Here is a 22864-nt window from a genome sequence, read left to right as displayed (position 1 = left end):
TACCCTACTTGCCCAACGAAATCATGTTGGCTAGGATGCGGTAGGCGCCAGGTACCCCGGCGGGCAACTCGCGGAACAGCGAGAGGCCAGTGTAGATGTAGTGGCCCTTGCCGTAGTCGGCGACGAGGATGGCGCTTTCCTTGTCCGTCTCGCCGGGGTCGTGGCTGCTGATGACGGTCTGGTAATGACTATCCCACTTGCTGGGGTAGTAGAGGCCCTGCTCCTGCACCCAGCCTTCAAAATCTTTCGCGGTGATTTTGTTGGGCGTGTTGAGGATGGGCGCTTTGGGGTTGAGGAACTTGACGGGTGCGTTTTCTACCGTCACGCGGTCGTTGGAGAGTGTGAGGGGGTAGGGGCCGATTTCGGGCAGCAGCACGCCGCGGCTCACTACGTACTGCACGATGAGGTTGCCGCCATTTTTCACGTAGTCGAGCAGCGTAGGCTGGGCCACGCGCAGGCGCTCCACGGTGTTGTAGGCGCGCACGCCCAGCAGCACCGCATCGAAGCGGCGTAGGGTTTCGGGCGTCACCTCATCGGCGTTGAGTAGGGAAACAGTGTAGCCAATCTGCCGCAGCGCCTCGGGCACCTCGTCGCCGGCGCCCATGATATAGCCGATGTTGTTGCCTTTCTTCGCCAGGTCTACCCGCACCAGCGGGGCCACAGCCTCGGGGAACAGCGTTTGGGTGGGGATGTGCGGGTAGGCAATCGTCTGCAAACCGCGGGTGTACGTCTGGCCGTCTACAGAAGCAGTGGCGCGGAGCTGGCCTTCGCTGTTCGTGCTGTTGGTGGGCTTCACCTGAAACTGTACCAACTGCTCAGCGCCTTTTGCTTTCAACTCGAAGGGCACGCTGGCCGGCTCCACCTGCCAGCCGGCGGGTACTTGCAGCGTAAGGTTGCCGCGCACGTTGTCTTTGCCGGCAACGAGCGTTACGGGCACTGTTTTGGGCTGATTATCAGCGAAGACGTAGGCCTTACCAGCAATGTTCACTGCCACGGGCGGCACCACGGCCAGCGGCTGGTACTGCTCGCCCAGGACGGGGTCGGTGTGTTTGTATTGGACGGAGGCAGTTATATAAAAAGGTACACTTTGCAACACCAATTCTAACGTCACATTAGGAGAAATCGGATTTTCCGGGCGCCCAATTAGGTGTTGGCGGTCAATTGTTAGCCAGTTTTCGGCCTTTGATTTCTTGTGAACTGCTGGGTCGGCCTGTGCCAGTGGCAGTTCGGCGGGCACGGTGTACATGCCGATGGTGCCGGGCTCGCGTAGCCAATAAGGCTGAGAGGGTGGCACCTGCTTGCTCACTGGCAGCCGCAAGACTACCCGCATAGTTTGGCCTATCCGTAGCTCTTTGGCAACCAGTGTGTCACGGCCAAAGCCCTCAGCCCATACCTGCCGTACCGTGATAGGCACAGCACCCTGGTTGACTGCTTCCACCACTACCTCAGCTGTTTGGCTGGCCGCAATTGACGCCGTTGGCGCATTGGCCTCAATGTGTAGTCCTAAGCAGGCTTGAAGCAGCACATCTACCTGCTGCATTTTTTCCAGATACCAGAATTGTTCTTTCGCGGCACTTTGTAACTGACTGCGCACCTTCAGCAACCCCGCTACGCTCGCCGCCGGATTTGCCGCGTCATACTCCTTAATCACCTTATCCACCATTTTGCCAATGGCCGCGCCGCCGGGCACACGGTTCCAGCTTTGGTCCACGCCTTCAAAAGGATCCGATTTGGCTTTTTCGCCTTTCACGGGTTGCAGATACTCCAGCGCCTCACCGCGTTGCGCTGCTGAGCCGAAGCCCTGGCTGCGGTGCTGGGAGCGGCTTTCGGCCGCGATTTCGCCGTAGCTCCTACCCAGCAGGGCGTTGTAGCCGCCGGCATCCACTTTTAAGTAGCCGCTCAGGTCCTCGCCGGGGCGCGTGAAGTAGCTGCCGGTGTTCCAGAGCAGGCGCTTGGGCTGCCAGGGCTGCACGTATTTCAACTGTTCGGGGAAGCGCTTGGGGTCGCCGGCCGCGTCGAAGGCTTCAGCGGCTAGGATGGCGCTGGCTTGGTGGTGACCGTGGCCGGCACGGGCGTCTGGGGGGAAACGAGTGAACAGCACGTCGGGCCGGCGTTGGCGAATCACCCACACCATATCGGCCAATACCTGCTCCTTGTCCCAGATGGTGAAGGTTTCCTGTGAGGTTTTACTGAAACCGAAGTCGTTGGCGCGGGTGAAAAACTGGTGCGCCCCGTCGATGCGGCGGGCGGCCAGCAACTCCTGCGTTCGAATAAGGCCCAGCTGCTCCCGGATTTCGGGGCCGATGAGGTCCTGGCCACCGTCGCCGCGGGTGCAGCTTAAGTAGCTGGTTTCCAGTAAGCGGCCATTGGCGAGGTAGGCCAGGAAGCGCGTGTTTTCATCGTCGGGGTGGGCGGCGATGTACATGGCCGAGCCGAGGACGTTCAGCTTTTTCAGACCCAGCAGGATTTCCGAGGAAGACCAGGTTTTAGGGGCTTGGGCTTTCGCACTAGGTGCTGCACCAGAAGCAAGAAGAACTGCAAGCAGCGCGGCGCGAAATCGGGATATAAGCATAGAGAGGAATCAGGAACTTGGCCTTAAAGATACCGGTCAACACGAAAGCCGGCTGTGGGGTTATGTGGCTGCAAGCTGCTGAGGGACGCAGGTTGACCATAAGAAGCTGCTTATAACAGGTAACAACCCAATGTAGAGACGCATACTTGCGTCTTATCGTCGAACAATCGATAGCAGCAACGACATCGTGCCGATAATCTCGTTGTTGGATAACCAATGAAGCTGTTTGGAGAGTCGTCAGGCGGTCATGCTTAATCTGGCGTTCAATAGTTAATCTTTTAACTTTCTAAACAGCTTCAATAGCAGCAACGACGAGACGCAAATATGCGTCTCTACATCGTGCTGGCAGCTTCTGACATAACTAACCTACCTAACGACTACCTTTGCTGCATGAAGCTGTGGGCCTTTTTCCTGGCAATATATGTGTTGGTGCTGGCTGGCCTACCCTGTGGGGATGTCTGCCAAGACGAGTCAACCACCACCGCCCAGTCTTCTGCCCCCGACCACGACGACCACACGCACACGGAGAGTTGCTCGCCGTTTTGTCTGTGTACGGCGTGCCCTGGCTTCACAGTGCCGCAGCTTGTACCGCCTGTGGCTGCACGCCCCCTACCCTCTCCGCTTGCTGAAGCGGTGCGGTCTACCTACCAAGCGCCACACGCGCTGGAAGTGCCGGGGCGCATCTGGCAACCGCCCCGCGTAGCGTAGTTTTTCCGATGGTTGCCGCCCAGTCTTTTTGATGGCTTGGGTGGCTATTGGCTACGCTATTCTCTTGTTTTCATGAAATTTCTACCTGTGTCGCTGGGGCTGACACTCTTCACTATGCCCATTGCCTGGGGGCAAGGCACCCTCCGGGTTTCTATCCGGGATGTCGAAACCGGCAAACCGCTCATCGGAGCCACGGCCCGACTCATGCCGGGCAACGTAGGTGCCGCGGCCGATACGGACGGGCGACTGGCCCTACCCGTGCCGGCGCCGGGTCGCTATGCGCTTACCTACTCTTCCATCGGCTATCAATCCCAAACCGATAGCCTGACCCTCCCCCTACCCGGCGACTCGCTGGTGGTGCAACTGGTGGCCGTGGAGGGCGAGGTGCTGGAAGAAGTGGTGGTGACCTCCACCCGCAGCAACCGCAGCATTGACGATATCCCTACCCGCATCGAGGCCATTACGGGCGAGGAGCTGGAAGAAAAAGCCAACATGCGGCCCGGCGATATTCGCATGCAACTCAACGAAAGCACCGGCATTCAGGTGCAGCAGACCTCGGCCGTATCGGCCAGCGCTACCATTCGCATTCAGGGGCTGGATGGGCGCTACACCCAGCTGTTGCAGGATGGCTTTCCGCTGTACTCGGGCTTCGCGGCGGGCCTGAGCATTTTGCAGATTCCGCCGCTGAATCTGCGGCAGATTGAGGTGATTAAAGGCTCGGCGTCGACGCTCTACGGCGGCGGGGCCATTGCGGGGCTGGTGAACCTGATTACCAAGCGCCCTACTGCCGAGCGGGAGTTGAGCTTTATGGCCAACGGCACCACTGCCGGCGGCCTCGACCTCAGCGGTTTTTGGGCGCAGAAAGGCCAGAAGGTAGGCGTCACGCTGTTTGCTGCTCGCAACACGCAGCAGGAATACGACCCCGGCAACACCGGCTTTTCGGCCATTCCGCACTACGAGCGGTACACGCTCAACCCGCGGCTGTATTTCTACCTCACGCCCACGGCTACCCTAACGGTAGGCGCGATGGGCAATTGGGAAAACCGCATCGGCGGCGACATGCGGGTGCTGGACGGCGACGCCGACAGCCAACACCGTTACTTCGAGCGCAACCGCTCCGACCGGGCCTCGTCGCAGCTGCAATTCGACAAGCGTTTTGCCCACTCCATACTCACGGTGAAAAACAGCGTGAGCTACTTCAACCGCACCATCACGCAGCCGGGGTACCGCTTTGCCGGGCAGCAGGTGGCCAGTTTCAGCGAAGCAAGCTACACGCACACCGGCGAGCGGGCCGAGTGGATTGGCGGCGGCAACCTCTGGACGGAGCAATTCACGGAGCGTGGGGCTACGCTGGGGCGCAATTACCAGTACACCACGGTAGGCGTCTTTCTGCAAAACAACTACCGCGTGCGGCCCTGGCTGACGCTGGAAACTGGCCTGCGTGGCGATTATCACAACCGCTTTGGCTTCTTCGCCCTACCCCGCGTGTCGGCGCTGTTCCGACTATCAGAACACCTGACTTCTCGCCTCGGCGGCGGATTGGGTTATAAAGCCCCTACCCTGTTCACCGAAGATGCCGAAAGCGTGGGCTTCCGCAACGTGCTGCCCATCAACCAAAACGCCGCCCAGGCCGAAACTTCACGCGGCGGCAACTTCGATGTAAACTACCGCACTACCCTGTTTGAAGTGCTGGACGTGTCGGTGAATCAGCTGTTCTTCTACACCCAGCTCAACCACGCGCTGGTGCTTGATATTCCGGCCGTTATCACGCCGGGAGCGGGCACGGCTACCTACCAGTTCGCCAACGCCGACGGCCCGATTAGCAGCCGGGGGCTGGAAACTAACGTCCGCATCGGCTACGAGGATTTCCAGCTCTACGCCGGGTACAGCCGGGTAGACACCCGCCGCAAGTACAGCGGCGCCGACCGCAACAGCGCCGTTCCGCTAACGGCCAAGCACCGCGTGAATTTGGTGGGCGTGTACGAGCAGGAAGGCAAGTTCAGGGTAGGGCTGGAAGCCTACTACATCGGCCGCAAACCGCTGTCGACGGGCGAGGAGTCGCCTTCCTACTGGCTGCTGGGCGCCATGGGCGAGCGGCGCTGGAAGCATTTCAGCGTATTCCTCAACTTTGAAAACCTACTCAACATTCGGCAGAACCGCTACGAGTCCGTTGTACTACCGCCCGTCAACCAGCCGTCTTTCCGGGAGGTGTGGGCACCGCTGGAAGGGCTAGTGGCCAACGGCGGCATCAAGCTGTTTTTGTAGAAGGTGTGACAACGCTTCCTTTTGCGGTTTAGGCATTGGAGGTAATGAAGCCATTTTAAGGAGTAAGTCAGGCCGTCATGCTAAGCTTGTCGAAGCATCTCGCGTGCTGATGGTAGATACTATCTTTCGTCAGCACGCGAGATGCTTCGACAAGCTTAGCATGACGTTCTAAAATGCTTTCTACACAGCTTTACCGAGTGTTTTACTTGCCGGCTAATAGCGCGAGACTGCGCTCCATCAGTCGGCAATACGTAGCGGCGCAGAGCCGGCAAAGAGGGTTCTTTCAGCTATAAGCCGTAACAAAAGCAACGGCGCGGCTACGGGTGCGCCAGTTGCTTCCGCCGTACTTCCCATTCGTATACTGCCCTACCCAGGTCGCGCAGGAAAGGAAAGCCGATGGTATCGTAGTCGTAGTGGTCGTCGTTGAGCACGCCGTCGGCGTTGACGTAGATGACGGCGCTGAGTAGAAATTCCACGCCGTGCGCTTCGTCGGTGATGTAGGCGTTGTCGATCAGAAAGCCGTACGCCTGCCCTATTTTGTTGTAGATGCGCACGCCCGCCGGCAGTGCAGCGGGTGGGCCACCGGCCAGCAGAAATTTCGCGTAGTTGTCGGGGTAAGCCAGGGAGTCGTAGGTAGGATACCGACTCTGCCGGGGCAGCAGCGACAGGTAGCGCCGCAGAAACTGGTAGTCGGCGGCGCGCAGCCCATTGAAGCGCTGGCGACGGGGCACGGCCTCCGGAAACAGCAAGGCGCGCAGCACCTGCTGCTGCTCGCGCAGGGGGAAAAAGTTTTTGTTGGTAAAGTCGAAGGGCTGGTTGATGCGCTGGTTGCCATCCTGCCAGGCGTGACCCACGTGTAGGCGCGTGGCCCGCAGCGGGGGCAACGCGCCCGAATGGTAGGAAGACGGCTGGTGGTACAGCACTTGGCGCCGGGTGCTATCGGTGAAAAACGTGAACGGGTTGGTGTGCCGCGAACCAGGCTCCTGGTCGCCTACCGCCAGCCGGCTAATGATGCGCGTATGGCGCAACCCGTGGTTGCGCAAGGCTCGGATTACCTCTCCCTGCCCTACGAATTCATACAATCTATTATACGCGTCGTTATCACTCACCAACAGCACCTTACGCATGTAATTACCCAGGGTAGGTTGGCCGTTACGGGCGCTGCTGTCTGCTACTACCCGCGTTTGCCCCGCAAAAGCAGAATCAATCTGTAAGGGTGATTCGCGGGTGAGCGGATAGGGCAATTGCTCTTTCTGTATGTGGTTGATACCGTTGATTTTCTCCAGTGCCACAGCTACCACCGGCAGCTTCACGGTGCTGGCCGGGTAAAAGTATTCCCGCGGCCGCACGCGGTAGCCGTAGCTGCGGAAGTGCGGCCGTCCATGCGCATCACGCCGAATCTGGGTGTAGAGCACCTGCACCCGGTAGGCGGCCGGGTTGCGCAGTATGCGGCCAAACCGTGCTGTATCGGTACGCAATAGGTGGCGCAGGGGGTTGCTGGGCTGTGCGAAGGCTACCCTGTCAGTCAGCAGTATACAGAGCAGGTATAAAAAAACGGCGCGCATCGAGCCGGAAGATACACTTCCGCGCTGGATGCGCGCTGTTTTATGAAGCAGTCTGTTCGAGTGTGTGCGCTCAAACGCTACTCAGTTTCAGCCTTCTTTGCCGTTGGTCTGGCTGCTGTCGCCGTAGTCGCCGCGGATACCGCTGCCGTCGCCCATGTTTTCCTGGGTGCTTTCGGTTGCCGCTTCGGGGCTGTTTTTGGCGAGTTCAGAGGAGTTCATGTTCTGCTGACCACCGTCGCCAGAACCGTCAGCAATAGTTGCATCGGCGTTTTTGGCATCAGAAGAATCGATGCGGCCTTTTTCTTCGTCTTGTTCGGAAGGAATGGATGGAGTATTCATAGGGAGAGTGAGTTAGCTGTTGTTTTCGTCGTCGATGGTGCCACCGTCGTTGGCGGGGCTAGGGGCAGCGTTGCCAGTACCGTAGTCCGACTTATAATCGGTGGTGTTCTGGGTCTGATCGGCTTCTTCAGCATCAGAGCCGCCACCCTGGTTTTTCTGGTCGGTGCTGAGTTGGGCGCCGGCGCCGCTGCTGCCTTTAGCACCGCTGGTATCGGCATGTTGGTCGCCGCCACGGTTGCCACCATGGTTGCCGCTGCTATCCGAAGCCGACGAAGTCTGGGGCGCGTTGCCCTGCTGTTGCGAGCCTACGCCACGCTCGTTTTCCGGGCGCTCGGCACGGGTGCCATCGTTGGGCTTCTGATTATCGGGCTGGTTATTTTGGTTGTCGTTCATGGGGTGGGGTGGAAAGGGTGAAAGAATGAGTGGGAATTACAGGTTGACTTGCCCGATACCGGTGCCGGCGCTGCCGGAAGCAGAACCGCTGCTAGTGGTGCTGCCGCCTACATCGCCTTCGTCGGCATTGCCGGGCTTGTCGTACTCGGTGCTGGTGGCTACCTTTTTACCAGTGATTTCGTGGCCACCTTCGGTGCCGCCGCTGCCGGAGTTGTCGTCGCCGTTGTTGCCGGTGAGGGCCTCGCTGCTGTTGCCGGCCGCCATGCGGCTATCGGGCTGAAATTCGCGGGCGCGGAGGGCGTCTTCGGTTTCTTCGTCGAGCGGGGGCGTGGGATGCTGAGCCATAAGGGTAGGAAAGTCTGAGTGGAAAGAAGTGCAGGCGGCCGCAGCTGCCTACCCTTGGCTATACGGGTGGCAGGCCGGGCGGTTGAGGCATGGTTTTTCTTGCGCCTTTTCCTAAGCTTTCTTTTCTTCTAGCCTTTTACGTTTCGCTATTCTGGTTTATGTCTACCGGCTCCGATTCCTTTACCGAGAAAACCGACGACGCCCTGTGCTTTCTCGCCAGCCATCCTGCCCTTTACCATCCCGATATTGTGCGTGCGGCCCAGCAAGAACTGCGGCGACGCGGCCTAACCTTGCCAGAAATAGCCCAGGGTGCTACCCCGGCGTCGCTTTTGGAGTACGCCCCGGAACCGGAGCGCTCAAACTCGGCTCGCGGGCTGCTACTTAGTGGCGCACTAGTAGCGGTTGTGCTGCTTGGCGCGTGGGCGCTACAGTCTACCGATGCCGATGCCGCCGACCCTACCCTTTCGACGGAGCGCCCTATATCGCTGCCTGCCAGCGTGGTAGAGCAGCCAGCTACCAACGACGACATGATGCCCAACTTCGAGTCGCTGGCGCAGGAACGGGTGCGGGAAGCCGCCACCACGGTGCCCGCCGCCGAGTGGCGCGACTCCATCGCCCGCAACAACTACCAGCAGATGGTAGCGCGCTATTGGACGGCCGAGTACCAAACGGCCTGGCTGCTCACCCGCACCAGTCAGCGCCCTACCCCCGATCCTACCCTGCTGGGCAAGATTAATCTGATTCAGGAGCAGTGGGGCCGCCTGACGCACGCGGCTGAGTACGACTTGAAGCTTCGGCCCGTAATGCAGCAACGGCTGGAAGCCATGCTGCTGGGGCACAAGCGCCGCAATGCAGTGCTTGGTTTGCTGACGTATGGTTTCAATGGGGGCGATTCTCTCATTACCCGCGAAATTCAGCAAGGCGATACCGCCGCCTACGCCGTGCGCTACCAAGTGCTGGCCACTCGCCTCCCCAAACAACTGCCCCTACTGCCACTGCGCTCCTCCCCCGATGTAGTGCGCAGCCAGACCGTGCCCACGCGCTATCCCAACACCAATCCGCTTTATCTGTTACACAACAGGCCACTCGCCAGCGACCCACTCTCCGACGGGCTACCCGCGCCGGTAGCCGAGCTGTCGTCCACGGAGATTGACTCGGTGCTGGTGTTGCGGCCGCGGGTAGCCACGCAGGCTTACGGTCCCCGCGCCCACGACGGCGCGGTGCTCATTTTCACCCACGCTCCTCACCCTTAGCGCTTTCTCATGTCTGATACGCCGCCTGCTGATTCTCCTACCCCGCTGGCGGCGACTTCCGAAGCGGAGTTGTTTTACCTGGCCCAGCACCCCGAGTGCTACCCCGCCGCCCTTGTGCACGCTGCCACTCAGGAACTGCAACGCCGCGGCCTGGTACCAACTGAAACGCCGGCGCGCCGCCGCCCACCCCTACCCCCTGCCCTACCCGAAATGCCAGTAGCGCTACGGCTGGTACGGGCGGTGTTTTGGCCTACGCGCAGCCACTGGGCCACGCCGGTATTGCTGAATTTAAACTTGCTGGTCTTCCTGCTGATGGTGCTAACCGGCGTGTCGATGGTGCACCCGGGCGGGGCGGCGCTGGTGGCCTGGGGTAGCAATTACTCGCCGCTCACGCTACCGGGGCAGCCGTGGCGGCTGCTCACCAGTTGTTTCGTACACAGCGGCCCCGGCCATTTACTGCTCAATGCCAGTTCGTTGCTGTTACTAGGCACGCTGGCTGAGCCGCTGCTGGGCGGCCGCCGGCTGCTGCTGGCCTACCTAGTATGCGGGGTAGGCGGCAGCCTGGCTAGCCTGGCGTGGCACACCGGCGGCGTCAATTCGGTGGGGGCGTCGGGGTCGATATTTGGGCTGTATGGGGTGCAGTTGGCGCTGCTGCTCACGCAGGCGTTGCCGCTGGAGCGCCGCGAGCGACTCACCATGCTGTTCTTTCTGCTCTATTTCCTGGTGAGTAGCGTGGCCGGCAGCACCGACGCCCACATCGACCACGCGGCCCACGCAGGCGGACTGCTAACGGGGTTGTTGCTGGGTGGGCTATACGCCGCGGGGTTCTTGCGCCAGCGTCGGCAGAGGACGTAATCTGTTCATTTACAGCAATTAAATACTATATATTACTTTTCTATATAGTATGTTTAGCTATATTTGACAAACTAAATTTCTGCTCGCTCACTCCTACCCCAGCACCTTCTTATGAAAGCATTTCTACCCCTCGTGCCGCTCGCGCTCGGCCTTACCCTTGGGCAGGCATTGGCCCAGACCATTCCCAACGGTAACCTCGATACCTGGGCTACGCGCAACGACGTGGAAGCGCCCACCAACTGGCTAAATACCGACGATGCTGTTGCGGCCACTCCCCTTGGGGCTCTCGCCATTAAAACCGGCACCGTCACAAAAAGCACCGATTTCCAGCAGGGTACTTTTGCGGCCAGACTAGAGTCGAAGACGGTGGCTGTTCCCTTTATAGGTAATATCGTTGCGCCGGGCATACTGGCTCTCGGCAACAAGCTCAACGCCAATTCTATGTATCCGGGCGGCCTGCCCTTCACGAGCCGGCCGGCCAACATGCAATTCTACTACAAGCTCGCGGGCACCAACGTTGCGAACGACAGGCCTGCCGCCGAAGTGCAGCTTACCCGCACTGTGAATGGAAGGCAGGAGCCTATTGCCACTGGCCGACTAATATTTACAACCACCGCCGACAACTACACCCTGACTACGGTGCCGCTGGTGTACACTTCATCTGCTGCGCCCGACTCCATTCACATTGGCTTTGCATCGGGCAGTAACGTTTCCATCACGACCGTTCCTCCCACCTCGTCGCTCACGGCGGGCACTACCTTACTCATCGACAACATAGCTATGGTAGGCGTGGCCACCTCCAACCGCACGGCCCTAGACACGCGCAGCCTGAACGTGTACCCCAACCCCAGCGCCAGCGGTGTGTTTGCGCTGCAAGCTGATGAGCCGGCGCTCCGGGCTGCGCCTTATTCGGTGCTGGATATAACCGGCCGTGTGGTACGTACGGCCGCCGCGGGCGCCCCCACTGCCGCCCCGCGCACCATTGACCTGCGTGGGCAAGCCGCCGGCCTCTACACGCTCCGCCTCGACACCTCCGACGGCCGCACGGTGGTGCAGAAGCTGGTGGTGGAGTAGCCGTCGAGGTTGATTTAAAGCACAGCACATAAAACCCCGCCTGTCATCCTGAGCTTGCGAAGGACCTTCTCACGCGTGAACAAGTCGTTGTTTCAACAATCGTTCTCACATGAGAAGGTCCTTCGCAAGCTCAGGATGACAGGCGGGGTTGTTTTGAATCTGCTTCAGCCGCTTACTCAGCCGCGCCTAGCTTATCCAATTCCTGCATATCTGCTTCCGACAGCTTGATGTCGGCGGCTTTCACGTTTTCTTCCAGGTGATTCACTTTGGAGGTGCCCGGAATTAGGAGGATGTTGGGGGCACGGTGTAGCAGCCAGCTTAGGGCCACTTGTTGTGGGGTAGCGTCATACTGCTTGCCGATGCCGGTGAGCTTATCCATCACCTCTATGTTGCCACCGTTGAGTGGGTACCACGGAATGAAGGCAATGTTCTGCTCCTGGCAGTACTCCAACTCCTTCTCCCACTTGCGGTTGTCGACACTGTACATGTTTTGTACCGATACGATCTTGACCGCATTCTGGGCCTGCTTGATCTGCTCTACCGTCACCTCCGAGAGGCCAATGTGCTTGATCAGACCGTCTTCCTGGGCTTTTTTCAGGAAGGCCAGCGTGTCTTCGAACGGTACTTCTGGGTCGATGCGGTGCAGCTGATATAGCTCAATCTGCTCCAGGCGCAGGCGCTTCAGGCTGCCCTCCAGGGCCTCGCGCAGGTGGTCGGGGTGGGCATTTACGGGCCACTGGTTGGGGCCGGTGCGCAGCAGGCCGCCCTTGGTGGCAATCACCAGGTCGGCGGGGTAGGGATACAGAGCCTCGGCAATCAGTTCCTCCGATACGTTGGGGCCGTAGCTGTCGGCTGTGTCGATGAAGTTGATGCCCAACTCCACAGTCTTTTTCAGAACACGAATGGCTTCGTCGTGGTCTTGGGGTGGCCCCCAAATGCCTTCGCCCGTGATGCGCATGGCGCCGTAGCCCATGCGGTTAATGGTTTTGTCGCCGGCCAGCGAGAAGGTAGCCGGGGAAGTGGTGTCGTTTGCCATAAGAAAGGTAGTAGGTGGAAAGGATGGAACGTGTGCCCGCCGCGGAGCGGGGTAGTCTGATAACAGGAGAAGGTGCTAATGGTTGAAATAGAGCGGGAAAGCCCGAAATCCTGTTCAACGTGCTGGGTGCCCTGCCGTACACAGGGCAACGGTACCCACCTTCGGCAGCAGTAGCTGCGGCTAGTAATCGGGCACTTGTCTGTTGAGTATGGAAGCGCAACTTTCCCCCACCTACCTGGGCCTACCCCACCGCCGCGTGGACGCCCGCCAGAAAGTAACCGGAGCCGCCCGCTACGCCGCCGAGCATATAGTGCCCGACTGCCTGCACGGCGTGCTGGTCACCAGCGCCATTGCCAAGGGTCGCATTCAGGAAATCGATACCCGGCAAGCGGCTCGGGTACCGGGCGTGCGGGCCATTATGACGCACCAGAACGCGCCCACCGTGCCGGGCTACCTCAGCAAAGAGCACAATCACAACCCGCGGGTGGAAGGCCAGGAGGTACGGGTGTTTTACAATGAGCAGATTCAGTTCAGCAACCAGCCCGTGGCCCTGGTCATGGCCGATACGCTGGAACAGGCACAGTGCGCCGCCGCACTGGTGCGCGTGACTTACGCCGCCGAACCTGCCGAAACTGACCTGACGGAGCACCTACCCCACGGCATCACGCCCGAGCAGGAACCCGACTATACCCGCGGCCAACGCCACGCCTACCGCACCGCGCCCGTGCAGGTGGAGCAGACGTACCAAACGCCCATTCAGGTGCACAACCCCATGGAAACGCACGCGGCCATTGCCGTGTGGCGGGGCGATGAGCTGACTGTGTACAACAAAACCCAGGGCGCCAAGCTGGCGCAGAGGGATCTGATGCGCATGTTTCAGCTGCCCATCGAGAAAGTGCATGTACACTCGCCGTTTGTAGGCGGGGCGTTTGGAGGGTCGTCGCGGATCTGGCCGCATGAGGTAGCCGCCATTCTGGGTGCCCGATTGATTGATCGTCCGGTGAAGGTGATGCTGGCCCGGAACCAGGAGTTCAACATGGTAGGCTACCGGCCACAGTCGGTACAGAAGGTAGGGCTGGGCGCCCTACCCGACGGCACGCTGGTAGGCATCACCCACGAAGGCCACGGCATGACATCACGCTACGAGACGTTTGCCGAGCGCATGGTACACCCCACCAAAGCCGCCTACCGCTGCCCCAACCTGGACGCCACCTACCGAGTGGTGCCGCTAGATATGAGCACGCCCTGCTGGACCCGCGGCCCCGGCGAAACCAGCGGCTCCTTCGCCCTGGAATCGGCTATGGACGAGCTGGCCTACAAGTTGGGCATGGACCCGCTGGCCCTGCGCCTGCACAACTTCGCCGAAACCGACCCCGAAAAAGACAAGCCGTGGTCGAGCAATGGCCTGCGCGCTTGCTACCAGCAGGGTGCCGAGCAGTTTGGATGGGAGCAGCGCAACCCGCAGCCGCGCAGCATGCGCCAAGGCGAATGGCTGGTGGGCTGGGGCATGAGCATGGGCATCTACCACGCTTCGCGGGCGGCGGCATCGGCCCACGCCCGCCTCAGTGCCGATGGTTCCCTACTGGTGCAAAGCGGCACCGCCGACGTAGGCCCCGGCACGGCTACCATCATGACGCAGATTGCCGCCGAAGCCCTGGGCCTGGCCCCGGAGCACATTCGGTTTGAGCTGGGCGACGCGGCTTTTCCCAATGCGCCGGGGCAGTTTGGCTCGCTCACGGCGGTGTCGGTGGGCTCGGCGGTGCATGAGGTGTGCACGGCCCTGAAGCTACAGTTGCAAGGGTTGCTCATGCAACTTCCCGACCCTACCTTCCAACAGCTTACGCCGGCTGAGTTGGTCTTTGCGGAGGGTTGCATCCGCCAGGTGCATGATCCGACCGTTCGTATTTCCTACCCTGAGTTGTTGCAGCGAAGCCATTTGCCAGCCATTGAGGCTACTTTGGAATCGAAGCCCAAGCAGCCGACCCACTCCGGCAAGTCCTTCGCGGCGCATTTTGTGGAGGTGCATGTGCACCCACACACCGGCGAAGTGCGGGTAGTGCGGGTGGTGTCGGCGCTGGATACGGGGCGGGTGCTCAACCACCGCACGGCCCTCAGTCAGGCCTACGGTGCCGTGGTGTGGGGCATTGGGCTGGCGCTGCTGGAAGAGGCTGTGCTCGACCACCGATTAGGCCGTTTTGTGAACCATAACCTGGCCGAGTACCACGTGCCCACCAACGCCGACATGCCGAATATCGACGTTATCCTGCTCAACCAACCCGACTCCTACCTGACGCCGACCGGCGCCAAAGGCATGGGCGAAATCGGCTTGGTAGGCTTTACCGCCGCCATAGCCAATGCCGTATTTCACGCCACCGGCACGCGCGTGCGGGAGTTGCCCATCACGGCTGATAAGCTGCTGTGATGGTGCGGAGGTCCGGGGTTGTTCCCCGTGCCTACTATGGGCAGGCCTCTGGCCTGCTGTCGTCCGCGCCGTTGGGATTAGCTTAGTAAATTGTTCTGACGGGCAGGCCAGAGGCCTGCCCATAGTCGGCACGGTGCACAGCCCCGCACCATCCACTACCTGTTTTGTTTAGCTTTTGGCAGATAACAACTCTCTTCTTTCCAACAGGTAGCCTACCAATATACCCACACTATAACACACTAAATCGCTCCACAAGAAGCTGTGGCCTAGCACCAAGCTACCCAGCGTAGTAGCCCGAACAGCGTTTAACCAAGGTGCCTGATAGAGCTGACTGATTTCGATGCCGAATGCAAACCCTAACGCTATGGCAGCCACTCGCTCACTGGGCCAGTTAGGCCGGAGTAGTCCCACCAGCCAAAAAACCAGTAGCGCCCATAGCGTGTCGCCCGCGTAGGCCGCTATCCATGTTGGTAGCGAGGAAGAAAACACGCGGGAACTTAACCCGAGCACAAGGGTGAAAAATAGGATCAACAGATAAATCGGCCAACGGCGGGCAGCTTTCATAACCACTACGTAGTGAGGTTCTCACAAATGTAACTTAACTTTGCACTACAAAGTACTTTAAATATCAGAAATACGCTATGGATTATTTTGTTGCGCCGGATTCCATTGTGCGCCGCATCTGGGGAAAAGGCGACACGATTCTGTTCATTTTTGCCGGGGCAGCGGCCGAGTTTGCGCTCAACAAGGCCGTAGATTGGCTGTACTTCACTGGCCGCCTACCCTCCGACCCGCTGGGCCGACTATTTTCGACGGTGGAGTACGCCCGCAAGATTGTATTCGCGGAACGCCACGCCGCCGAGCGGGCCATCGACACCATTGCTGCCATCCACGGAGCGGTGGAGCAAAACCGGGGCATGGCCATTCCCGACTGGGCCTACCGCGACGTACTCTTCATGCTGATTCATTACTCCATCCGGGCCTTTGAGGTGCTAGAGCGGCCACTAACGGAAACAGAAAAGGACGAGGTAGTGGCTGTGTTCTGCCGCGTGGGGCGTCGTATGGGCATCCCAGAGCTTCCGTATACCTATGCCTCCTGGCTCTCTACCCGCGAGTATCACCTAGCCAACGATCTGGCACACAGCGCCTACACCACCGACCTATACCGTCAATACCGCAAGCACCTCGGGACTTTTCGGTACCAATTGGTACTGGCTGGCCAACGCCTGGTAGTGCCGCCCCATGTGCGCACGCTACTATCGCTACCCAACGCGGCTTGGCTACGCATCTCCCTACCCGCCTACCGTCTGGCCCAACGGGTAGCGCTGGGGCGCTGGCTTCGGTCGTTGCTGCTGCCGGCCGCCTATCAAGCACAAATTCTGGCGCTTGATGCCGCACCTGTGGCCACCACGTTGTCGTTCCGACCGGCACCACACGCAACAAGGCCCGCCATCGGTTGATAGCGGGCCTTGCGATATAGATGACGCCTGCCGGTTCGGCAGATGCTAGGCGTTACTCCGCCGCCAGCTTCACCACGATTTCGCCGAAGCTGGCATCCACTATCACACTGGGTAAGGTAGCGTTGGTTTCAGTTGCGTAGTCATTCGCATCTAACATATTACCATCAGCCTCTACCTGCACGGCCGCCGTGGGCAGGCCATGGAATACCACCTGGTAGGTAGTATAGCTGGGCTGGTAAGGGCCTTCGATGGCTTGCGTGAGCAGCAGACTCTGTGCCGAGCCGGCTACTGTGAAGCGGCGCACGGTTTGCTGGCCGGCTTCCTGGTAGGCGTAGCCCTCGCCGCCGTCGTCGTAGTGTACGCTTTCGGCAGTGCCGTTTTTGAAGTACACGTGCAACGTCAGTTGCTCGATGGGCGCTTGGCCCACGTACTGCAATACGGGCGCCAACGGCACCACAGCACCGGCTTTCACAAACAGCGGAATCCGGTCGAGGTTGGCTACGGCCCACACTTCGGCGCCGCCAGCTTTTACTTCGTCGGTCCACCAGTAGTACCAGTCGCCGGCGGGGAGGTACATCCAGCGGCCGTCTACGCCGGGCGTGGTGATGGGGCACACCAGCAGGTTGTCGCCGAGGGCAAACTCGGCCATGCGCAGGTAGGTGTTGGTGTCGTTCTGATCGAGGAATACCAACGGGCGCAACATGGGCGTACCCTCCTGCACGTACTGCCAGAAGGCGGTGTACATGTAGGGCAGCAAGCGGTAGCGCAGCGAGATAAAGTGCCGCGCCAGGTCCGTCACTTGGTCGCCGAAGCTCCACGGCTCCTGGTCGCCGTGGTCGCCGGAGCTGTGCGTGCGGAAAAACGGGTGAAAGGCCGCCAGCGCCACCCAGCGGGCGTACAGCTCGCCGTCGGGCGTGTCGATAAAGCCCCCTACATCACTGCCAATAAACGAAAAACCACTGATACTCAGACGCTGGCACTGAATATTAGCCAGCCACAGGTGCTCCCAGGAAGCCAGGTTGTCGCCGGTCCAGCCGGAGGAGTAGCGCTGCCCGCCAGAATAGGTGGAGCGCGTGATGGTGAAGGGCCGGTTGGGGTAGGCAAAGCGCTTCACGCCGGCGTTGGTGGCGCGGGCCATCTGCATGCCATACACGTTGTGCGCCTTGCGGTGCGAACCTGCGTGGCCGTCATAATCGAACCGCACGTCGGCGGGGAAAGTGCCGGTTTCGAACACGGCCGGCTCGTTCATGTCATTCCACACGCCCTTCACCCCAATATCCTGAATTAAGCCCTTGAACAAGCCCGCCCACCACTCGCGCACGGCGGGGCGCGTGTAGTCAGGGAAGTTGCAGAGGCCGGGCCACACCGAGCCCTTCATCAGCGGCCCATCGGCGCGGCGGCAGAAGTAGTCCTTCTCCAGCGCCTCGGTGTACACCTCGTACTCCGGGTCGATTTTGATGCCGGGGTCGATGATAACCACGGTCTTGAAACCGTCCTCAGCCAGCTCCCGCACCATCTTGGCGGGCTCGGGGAAGTGAGTAGGCGACCAGGTGAAGCACCGGTAGCCATCCATGTAGTCAATATCGAGGTAGAGGGCGTCGCAGGGAATCTGCCGTTCCCGGAAGCCCTGCGCGATGTCGCGGAACTTCTGCTCGGGGAAGTAGCTCCATTTGCACTGGTGGTAGCCCAGCGCCCACAGCGGTGGCAGCTCGGGCGGCCCCGTGAGGCGCGTATACTCTTGGCTGACTTCCAACAAGGTAGGACCGTAGATGAAGTAATAGTTCATCTCACCGCCATCGGCCCAGAAGCTCGTTACATCGGCGCGCTCGGCGGCAAAATCGAAGTAACTCTTAAAGGTGTTATCGAAGAAAATGCCGTGGGCAATTTTCTGTTGCAGCTCCAAGTAAAACGGAATGTTCTTGTAGAGCGGGTCGGAGCCCTTCACGTAGCCGTAGGTGTCGGTGCCCCAGTTGGTGAAGCGCGAGCCGCGCAGGTTCATGTTGGCGGGCTTGTCGCCGAGGCCATAGTAGCACACGCCGCTTTGCACCTGCTTGCTCATGAGCACTAGGTCGTTGCCGGTGTCGTCGTTGTACTGCCAGTGAAAGCCTTTGTCGTCTTCGCAGAGCACTGTGCCGGAGCGGTCCAGAATGCGGGTGTGCAGGTTTTCCTTGCCCAGCACGCAAATCAGGCGGGCCGTGGTGATGCGGTAGTGGTCAGACTTTTCGCGGAACTCCAACAGCTCGGGCGCCGTGCGGGTTTGGTCGGGTGGCAGGGCGTAGCTGAAATCGGGCGCAAACTGGCCGTCGGTGGCGTAGCGAAAGCGCAGAATTTTGTCATTAATGACGTGCAAGCGCAACCGTACGCCGTTGTCGCAGGTAAACAAAAAATCGCTGCCTTGTTGCTCGCACGCTACTACCTGTCCCGGACGAAATTCCTGGCGCGCGCGTGCCGCCAGGTCGTTTACCATGTAATTATTTTCCTGAAACATAAAGGCCGTTGCGGGGTCGGGAGAAGAGAATCAAAAAAAAGCGTGGCAAAGCTGGTGCCATCTGCATAAGTTCGCAAGGTAAAACTGATTCCCCCGAATTTTATCTAACATTAGGCCAGGCCTGCCTAAGAGCAGGTCGATGGTCACCTGTACTGGCTTTATCTACCCTAGTGCCGGTCTAATCCGGTTTCTGCTGCTTATGAAAATGAACAATCTGAAGGTATTGCTGCTGGGCTGGGACAACGCCTATCCGACCGGAGATGTGGCTACTCCCGACACCCTGGAGCTAGCGCGGGCACTGGCCCCCTACACGCAATTGGCGGTGCTGCTGCCGCATTTGCCGGCCAGCGACACGGAATTGCCCGCCGAGGCGCACGTCACCGGCATTGGCAACCTGACACTGGCCGAGCTTAACGCCGCCGATGCCTACCTACCTTCTGAGCAGCTTACCCCGGTGGCCTACCCTAGCTTTCCATACGTGGGTGCCGAGCATTCTATTGATGAAGTAGCGCAGCCCTTTGCGCCCGCCACCGATTCGGCCCTTACCGACTCTGCATCGGCTTTGCTGGATGCCGATGCATTTGCCGCTACCGGTGGTGAGCCCGACGCCGCCGAAGCCAACGATTTGGATCAGGGAAAGGAAGATGTGGAAACAGCGCCCACTTCTGCGCCAGCATCTGCTGAGCGCTCGGCTCCCTCCGAAGCGCTGGCCGTGCTGAGTGCCCACGCCGGCGATGGTGGTGACCTGAACTTTCGGGTGATTCAGTACGCCCGCTTTGCTACCCGTCTGGCGTTGCAGGAACAGTTTGCCGTGACCTATGCCGCCGACTGGCCCGCCTGGCTGGCTGGTTTGGAAATCCGGCAGCTCACGGGCCACCCGCTGGTGCTGCACGTGCACACGCTGGCCGCCGACCGCGACACCCCCCTCGATCGGGGCTGGATTATGGAGCTGGAGCGCCTGGCCCTGCGCCGCGCCGACTTGGTGCTGGCTGCTACTGCCGAGCTGCGGGAGCGTCTTATCACCAAGTACGGCCTCCCTACCCAGCGCGTACACCTCCAACCCGATAGCCTGACCGAAGGCCTACGCCAAGTATTGGAAGATGTGGTTTTAGCAACCGTATAACTTGTTTCTCTCCGCGCAAAAAGCCTGGCTGACATGCATCAGCCGGGCTTTTTGTGTATAGATAAGGTGTGTTTCACCGGATATTTTCCAGCCAGCGACAGGCCGCCACAGTATCATCAAAGGTATCGGCCAGGGGTTGAGACACATACTGCATGGCTTCGTTGATGGCAGCCTGGGCCGGCCAGTCTTCCGCCTTCACCCAAGCCACGGCCCGTACACCATGGTTAGCGAGCTCCTGAAAAAACGCCTCTCCTACCCAACGGGTCACTTCATTCCAACCGTCTAGCACCTGGCTGCTGTCGTTCAGAATTTTCTGCGATTTGGTCAGCTCTATGTGCCGTAGAATAAGGATACAGCCCGTAATGACCGCCGTGCAGTCATATTCGCCGCGCCAGGATATGTAGAGCCAGTGGTGCAAATCATCGTGCGCAATTGTAAAATTAGGGGTTTCGAATAAGGGTTGTAATTCCATGGTGCACAGTCACAATATATACAATTCTTAATACGACTCGCAGGGTCTGCTGTTGCTTACAATCTCATTAATTCACTTAGTATAACCTTTTTGCTATCTGCGTTTTAAGTAATGAAGATACACAGCAGAGCCACACTGGCCTTACTGCTGGTATAGGCTTTGCTATTACCAGCAAGGTAGACGCTATTGCCTGTGCGTACTACCTGCTCAACCCCTCCCTGAGCAGTCCTGATGCGGTTGGACTTTTTGAAGTTACCGGTTGCAGTCAGGTATATGGCTTCCACCCTAGCCGCCTCTCATCGTGTCTTTTGCTTTCGAAAATGAAGCCCGTCCGTTGGCTCTGCCATCCGATTATTCGGCGGAGTGCCGGGGGCAGGTGCCTACCGACTCTACCCCTACCCTCAGCGTAGCGCCACCCGTGGCCACCGAGCCGCGCACCACCTACGCCAACGTAGTACTCCCCGGCGACTTCCCGGACCCGACCGTTACTAAAATCGGGGACATGTACTGGGCCAGCGCTACCTCGGCCGAGTGGGGTCCTGTTTTTCCCTTATTCAAATCGACCAACTTAGTGGACTGGGAGTTGGTCAGCCACGTGTTTGCTGATAAGCCAGAGTGGGCCGAAGCCAGTTTCTGGGCACCCGAAATCAGCTACGAAGACGGTAAGACCTATATCTGCTATACTGCCCGCCAAAAGGGTGGCCCGCTGTGCGTAGCCATGGCCTCGGCCGACGACCCCGCCGGCCCCTACCTTGACCACGGCCCCCTAGTAGGCCAGGCCCAGGGTTCTATCGATGGTTTCCCCATCCGCGACGAAAACGGCGAGCTGTACCTGGTGTGGAAGGAAGACGCCAACGCCTACGGCAACCCTACCCCCCTGTGGGCGCAGCGCCTGAATGAGGAGCGCACGGCCCTGCTGGGCGACGCGCCGGTGGAGCTGTTTCGCAACGATGTACCCTGGGAAGGCAACCTGGTAGAAGGCTCGGCCTTTGCCCAACACGATGGGTATTTTTATATGTTCTACGCCGGCAACGGCTGCTGCGGCAGCGGCTGCACCTATGCTACGGGCGTGGCACGTGCCCGCCAGCTGCTGGGGCCGTGGGAGAAATGCCCGCAGAACCCCATTCTGAAGAAAAACAAGGTATGGAGCTGCCCCGGCCACGGCACGGTAGCCGAGTACGACGGCCGCTGGTTTCTGCTGCACCACGCCTACCACGCCAGCAGCCACGAGTTTGTGGGCCGGCAGGGCATTCTCAGCGAGTTCAGCTGGAACGCCGAGGGCTGGCCAGAGTTTGAGGGCAACAGCCCGCAAGCCGCCCCGCTACAAAACGTAAGCCGCCTAAACCTCACCGACACGTTTGCCGGCAACCACCTGGCCGAAACATGGCAGTGGCCCATTGGCAAGAAGCCCGTGGTGGGCCTTGGCGACGGGCAGTTGCTGTTGCAAGCCTGCCCCGACGAGCTGGGTGCCCTGGTGGCCCAACGCACCTACGCGGCTACCTACAAGGCTACTACGGCTCTCAATGCGGCTGTGCTACCCATCGGTACGTTTGCTGGCCTTACGGCAGTAGGCGACCCGCACAACGCCCTGGCCTTGATGGCTAGCAACGACAAACTACAGCTCTGGCACGTTAAAAATGGCGTTTCGCAGTGCCTGACGGAAGTAGCTGTGGAGCCAAACCGCAACCTAGGGCTGCGCGTGGAGGCCTGGGGCGGACAGCGCTACCGCTTCTCCTACAGCCTGAATGGCGTGACCTGGGAGCCGATGCCGCTGGACAGCTTCGCCATCAACGGTACCTACCTGCCACCGTGGGACCGGGGCATCCGGGTAGGGCTGCTGGCGCAGGGACCTACCGATGTGACGGTGGCATTCGATCATTTCACGATTCGCAATCAGCGCTAAGCAAAACGGGGGGCCGACTGGATTCAGTCGGCCCCCCGTATCTTTGTCCATGACTTCTTCCCTGGAACAATCCTTTGAGGCCGCCCTGGAGCTGCACGACACCGACGGCGGCGTATACTTGCTACTACCCTTTAGCGTGGCCGAGGTATATGGCGCCAAAGGCCCCTTTGCCATCATCGGCACCATCGACGGCTTCCCGATTCGCCTGTCGCTGACGCCCGCCGATGCGGGTCAGCACGAGTTGCGCGTACCCAAGGAAGTGCGCAGAGCCATCGACAAAAACTGGCCTGAAATCGTACACGTAGTACTCCGCCCCGACACGGAGGAAACCCTGGAGCTTCCCAAGCCCCTGGCCCAGGCGCTCCGCAGCACCGGCCTGCAAGCGCAGTTCAACGAGCTGCCCTACCCCGAACGCAAGGAGCTAAGTCAGTGGGTAGGCCGGGCCAAATCGGCAGACGCCCGCCGCCAGCGCATCCAGGAAATCTTAGATCGGTTTGATTAAGGGTGAGGGTGTAGGGTAGTAATAGAACGCCTGTCATCCTGAGCACAGCAAAGGACCTTATCACGCGTGAACGACCGATGTAACAACGA

The 22864-nt window shown here is 59.9% G+C and carries 19 protein-coding genes; 10 read left to right on the top strand and 9 right to left on the bottom strand.

Translation table 11 applies throughout. The annotated features are described in order from the left end of the window. Window positions 1-4: 4 nt before the first annotated feature. Entirely contained in the window at window positions 5-2572 is a 2568-nt protein-coding gene (locus KYK14_RS15210; RefSeq protein ID WP_219159974.1) for a PIG-L family deacetylase, read from the bottom strand. 324 nt (window positions 2573-2896) lie between these two features. On the opposite strand from KYK14_RS15210, the gene KYK14_RS15205 reads away from it, so the two are divergent. Further along, window positions 2897-3280: a DUF6660 family protein gene (locus KYK14_RS15205; protein WP_219159972.1), complete on the top strand. Its 384-nt coding sequence runs from the start codon at window positions 2897-2899 to the stop codon at window positions 3278-3280. Window positions 3281-3352: 72 nt separating this feature from the next. Continuing rightward, window positions 3353-5545: a TonB-dependent receptor gene (locus tag KYK14_RS15200; RefSeq protein WP_219159970.1), complete on the top strand. Its 2193-nt coding sequence runs from the start codon at window positions 3353-3355 to the stop codon at window positions 5543-5545. Window positions 5546-5862: 317 nt separating this feature from the next. On the opposite strand, the gene KYK14_RS15195 is transcribed toward KYK14_RS15200, so the two are convergent. The 4 genes from KYK14_RS15195 to KYK14_RS15180 all read right to left on the bottom strand — a co-directional run bounded on the left by KYK14_RS15195 (window position 5863) and on the right by KYK14_RS15180 (window position 8187). Beyond that, window positions 5863-7110: a serine hydrolase gene (locus tag KYK14_RS15195; RefSeq protein WP_219159969.1), complete on the bottom strand. Its 1248-nt coding sequence runs from the start codon at window positions 7108-7110 to the stop codon at window positions 5863-5865. Between the two features lie 87 nt (window positions 7111-7197). Then, window positions 7198-7449, bottom strand: a complete 252-nt coding sequence (locus KYK14_RS15190; RefSeq protein ID WP_219159968.1) for a hypothetical protein — start codon at window positions 7447-7449, stop codon at window positions 7198-7200. A gap of 12 nt (window positions 7450-7461) precedes the next feature. Next, the gene (locus tag KYK14_RS15185) at window positions 7462-7842 is read right to left on the bottom strand and encodes a hypothetical protein (RefSeq protein ID WP_219159967.1); all 381 of its coding nucleotides are present in this window, start codon (window positions 7840-7842) and stop codon (window positions 7462-7464) included. Window positions 7843-7878: 36 nt separating this feature from the next. Beyond that, a complete protein-coding gene (locus KYK14_RS15180; RefSeq protein WP_185280815.1) occupies window positions 7879-8187 on the bottom strand; it encodes a hypothetical protein in 309 nt (102 codons plus the stop codon). A gap of 158 nt (window positions 8188-8345) precedes the next feature. Between KYK14_RS15180 and KYK14_RS15175 the strand changes: the two genes are divergently transcribed. The 3 genes from KYK14_RS15175 to KYK14_RS15165 all read left to right on the top strand — a co-directional run bounded on the left by KYK14_RS15175 (window position 8346) and on the right by KYK14_RS15165 (window position 11369). Next, a complete protein-coding gene (locus tag KYK14_RS15175; protein WP_219159966.1) occupies window positions 8346-9440 on the top strand; it encodes a hypothetical protein in 1095 nt (364 codons plus the stop codon). Between the two features lie 9 nt (window positions 9441-9449). Then, the gene (locus tag KYK14_RS15170) at window positions 9450-10295 is read left to right on the top strand and encodes a rhomboid family intramembrane serine protease (RefSeq protein ID WP_219159965.1); all 846 of its coding nucleotides are present in this window, start codon (window positions 9450-9452) and stop codon (window positions 10293-10295) included. Between the two features lie 111 nt (window positions 10296-10406). Continuing rightward, entirely contained in the window at window positions 10407-11369 is a 963-nt protein-coding gene (locus KYK14_RS15165; RefSeq protein WP_219159964.1) for a T9SS type A sorting domain-containing protein, read from the top strand. A 172-nt stretch (window positions 11370-11541) separates the two neighbouring features. On the opposite strand, the gene KYK14_RS15160 is transcribed toward KYK14_RS15165, so the two are convergent. Continuing rightward, the gene (locus tag KYK14_RS15160) at window positions 11542-12405 is read right to left on the bottom strand and encodes an aldo/keto reductase (RefSeq protein WP_219159963.1); all 864 of its coding nucleotides are present in this window, start codon (window positions 12403-12405) and stop codon (window positions 11542-11544) included. Between the two features lie 208 nt (window positions 12406-12613). Between KYK14_RS15160 and KYK14_RS15155 the strand changes: the two genes are divergently transcribed. Further along, the gene (locus KYK14_RS15155; protein ID WP_219159962.1) at window positions 12614-14827 is read left to right on the top strand and encodes a xanthine dehydrogenase family protein molybdopterin-binding subunit; all 2214 of its coding nucleotides are present in this window, start codon (window positions 12614-12616) and stop codon (window positions 14825-14827) included. Window positions 14828-14995: 168 nt separating this feature from the next. Here KYK14_RS15155 and KYK14_RS15150 read toward each other — a convergent pair whose 3' ends face one another. Continuing rightward, complete coding sequence (locus KYK14_RS15150) at window positions 14996-15391, bottom strand: ribosomal maturation YjgA family protein (RefSeq protein WP_219159960.1); 396 nt, start codon at window positions 15389-15391, stop codon at window positions 14996-14998. A 77-nt stretch (window positions 15392-15468) separates the two neighbouring features. Here KYK14_RS15150 and KYK14_RS15145 point away from each other — a divergent pair, with 77 nt between their 5' ends. Further along, window positions 15469-16287 (top strand): oxygenase MpaB family protein, encoded by an 819-nt coding sequence (locus KYK14_RS15145; protein WP_219159958.1) that lies wholly within the window; start codon window positions 15469-15471, stop codon window positions 16285-16287. 52 nt (window positions 16288-16339) lie between these two features. On the opposite strand, the gene KYK14_RS15140 is transcribed toward KYK14_RS15145, so the two are convergent. Further along, window positions 16340-18754 carry a glycoside hydrolase family 31 protein gene (locus KYK14_RS15140; protein ID WP_219159956.1) on the bottom strand — a complete coding sequence of 805 codons (2415 nt, stop codon included), beginning with the start codon at window positions 18752-18754 and terminating at the stop codon, window positions 16340-16342. Window positions 18755-18974: 220 nt separating this feature from the next. Between KYK14_RS15140 and KYK14_RS15135 the strand changes: the two genes are divergently transcribed. Next, window positions 18975-19898 carry a glycosyltransferase gene (locus KYK14_RS15135; protein WP_208308189.1) on the top strand — a complete coding sequence of 308 codons (924 nt, stop codon included), beginning with the start codon at window positions 18975-18977 and terminating at the stop codon, window positions 19896-19898. A 73-nt stretch (window positions 19899-19971) separates the two neighbouring features. On the opposite strand, the gene KYK14_RS15130 is transcribed toward KYK14_RS15135, so the two are convergent. After that, window positions 19972-20370: a hypothetical protein gene (locus KYK14_RS15130; protein ID WP_219159954.1), complete on the bottom strand. Its 399-nt coding sequence runs from the start codon at window positions 20368-20370 to the stop codon at window positions 19972-19974. Window positions 20371-20671: 301 nt separating this feature from the next. On the opposite strand from KYK14_RS15130, the gene KYK14_RS15125 reads away from it, so the two are divergent. Continuing rightward, window positions 20672-22273, top strand: coding sequence for a family 43 glycosylhydrolase (locus KYK14_RS15125; RefSeq protein WP_343217118.1), 1602 nt, complete (start codon window positions 20672-20674; stop codon window positions 22271-22273). A gap of 49 nt (window positions 22274-22322) precedes the next feature. After that, window positions 22323-22775, top strand: coding sequence for a YdeI/OmpD-associated family protein (locus tag KYK14_RS15120; RefSeq protein WP_185280826.1), 453 nt, complete (start codon window positions 22323-22325; stop codon window positions 22773-22775). The last annotated feature ends 89 nt before the right edge of the window (window positions 22776-22864 follow it).

Source organism: Hymenobacter profundi, from assembly GCF_019334315.1.
GTDB classification, from domain to species: Bacteria; Bacteroidota; Bacteroidia; order Cytophagales; family Hymenobacteraceae; genus Hymenobacter; species Hymenobacter profundi.
This window is presented reverse-complemented; position numbering and strand designations above follow the sequence as displayed.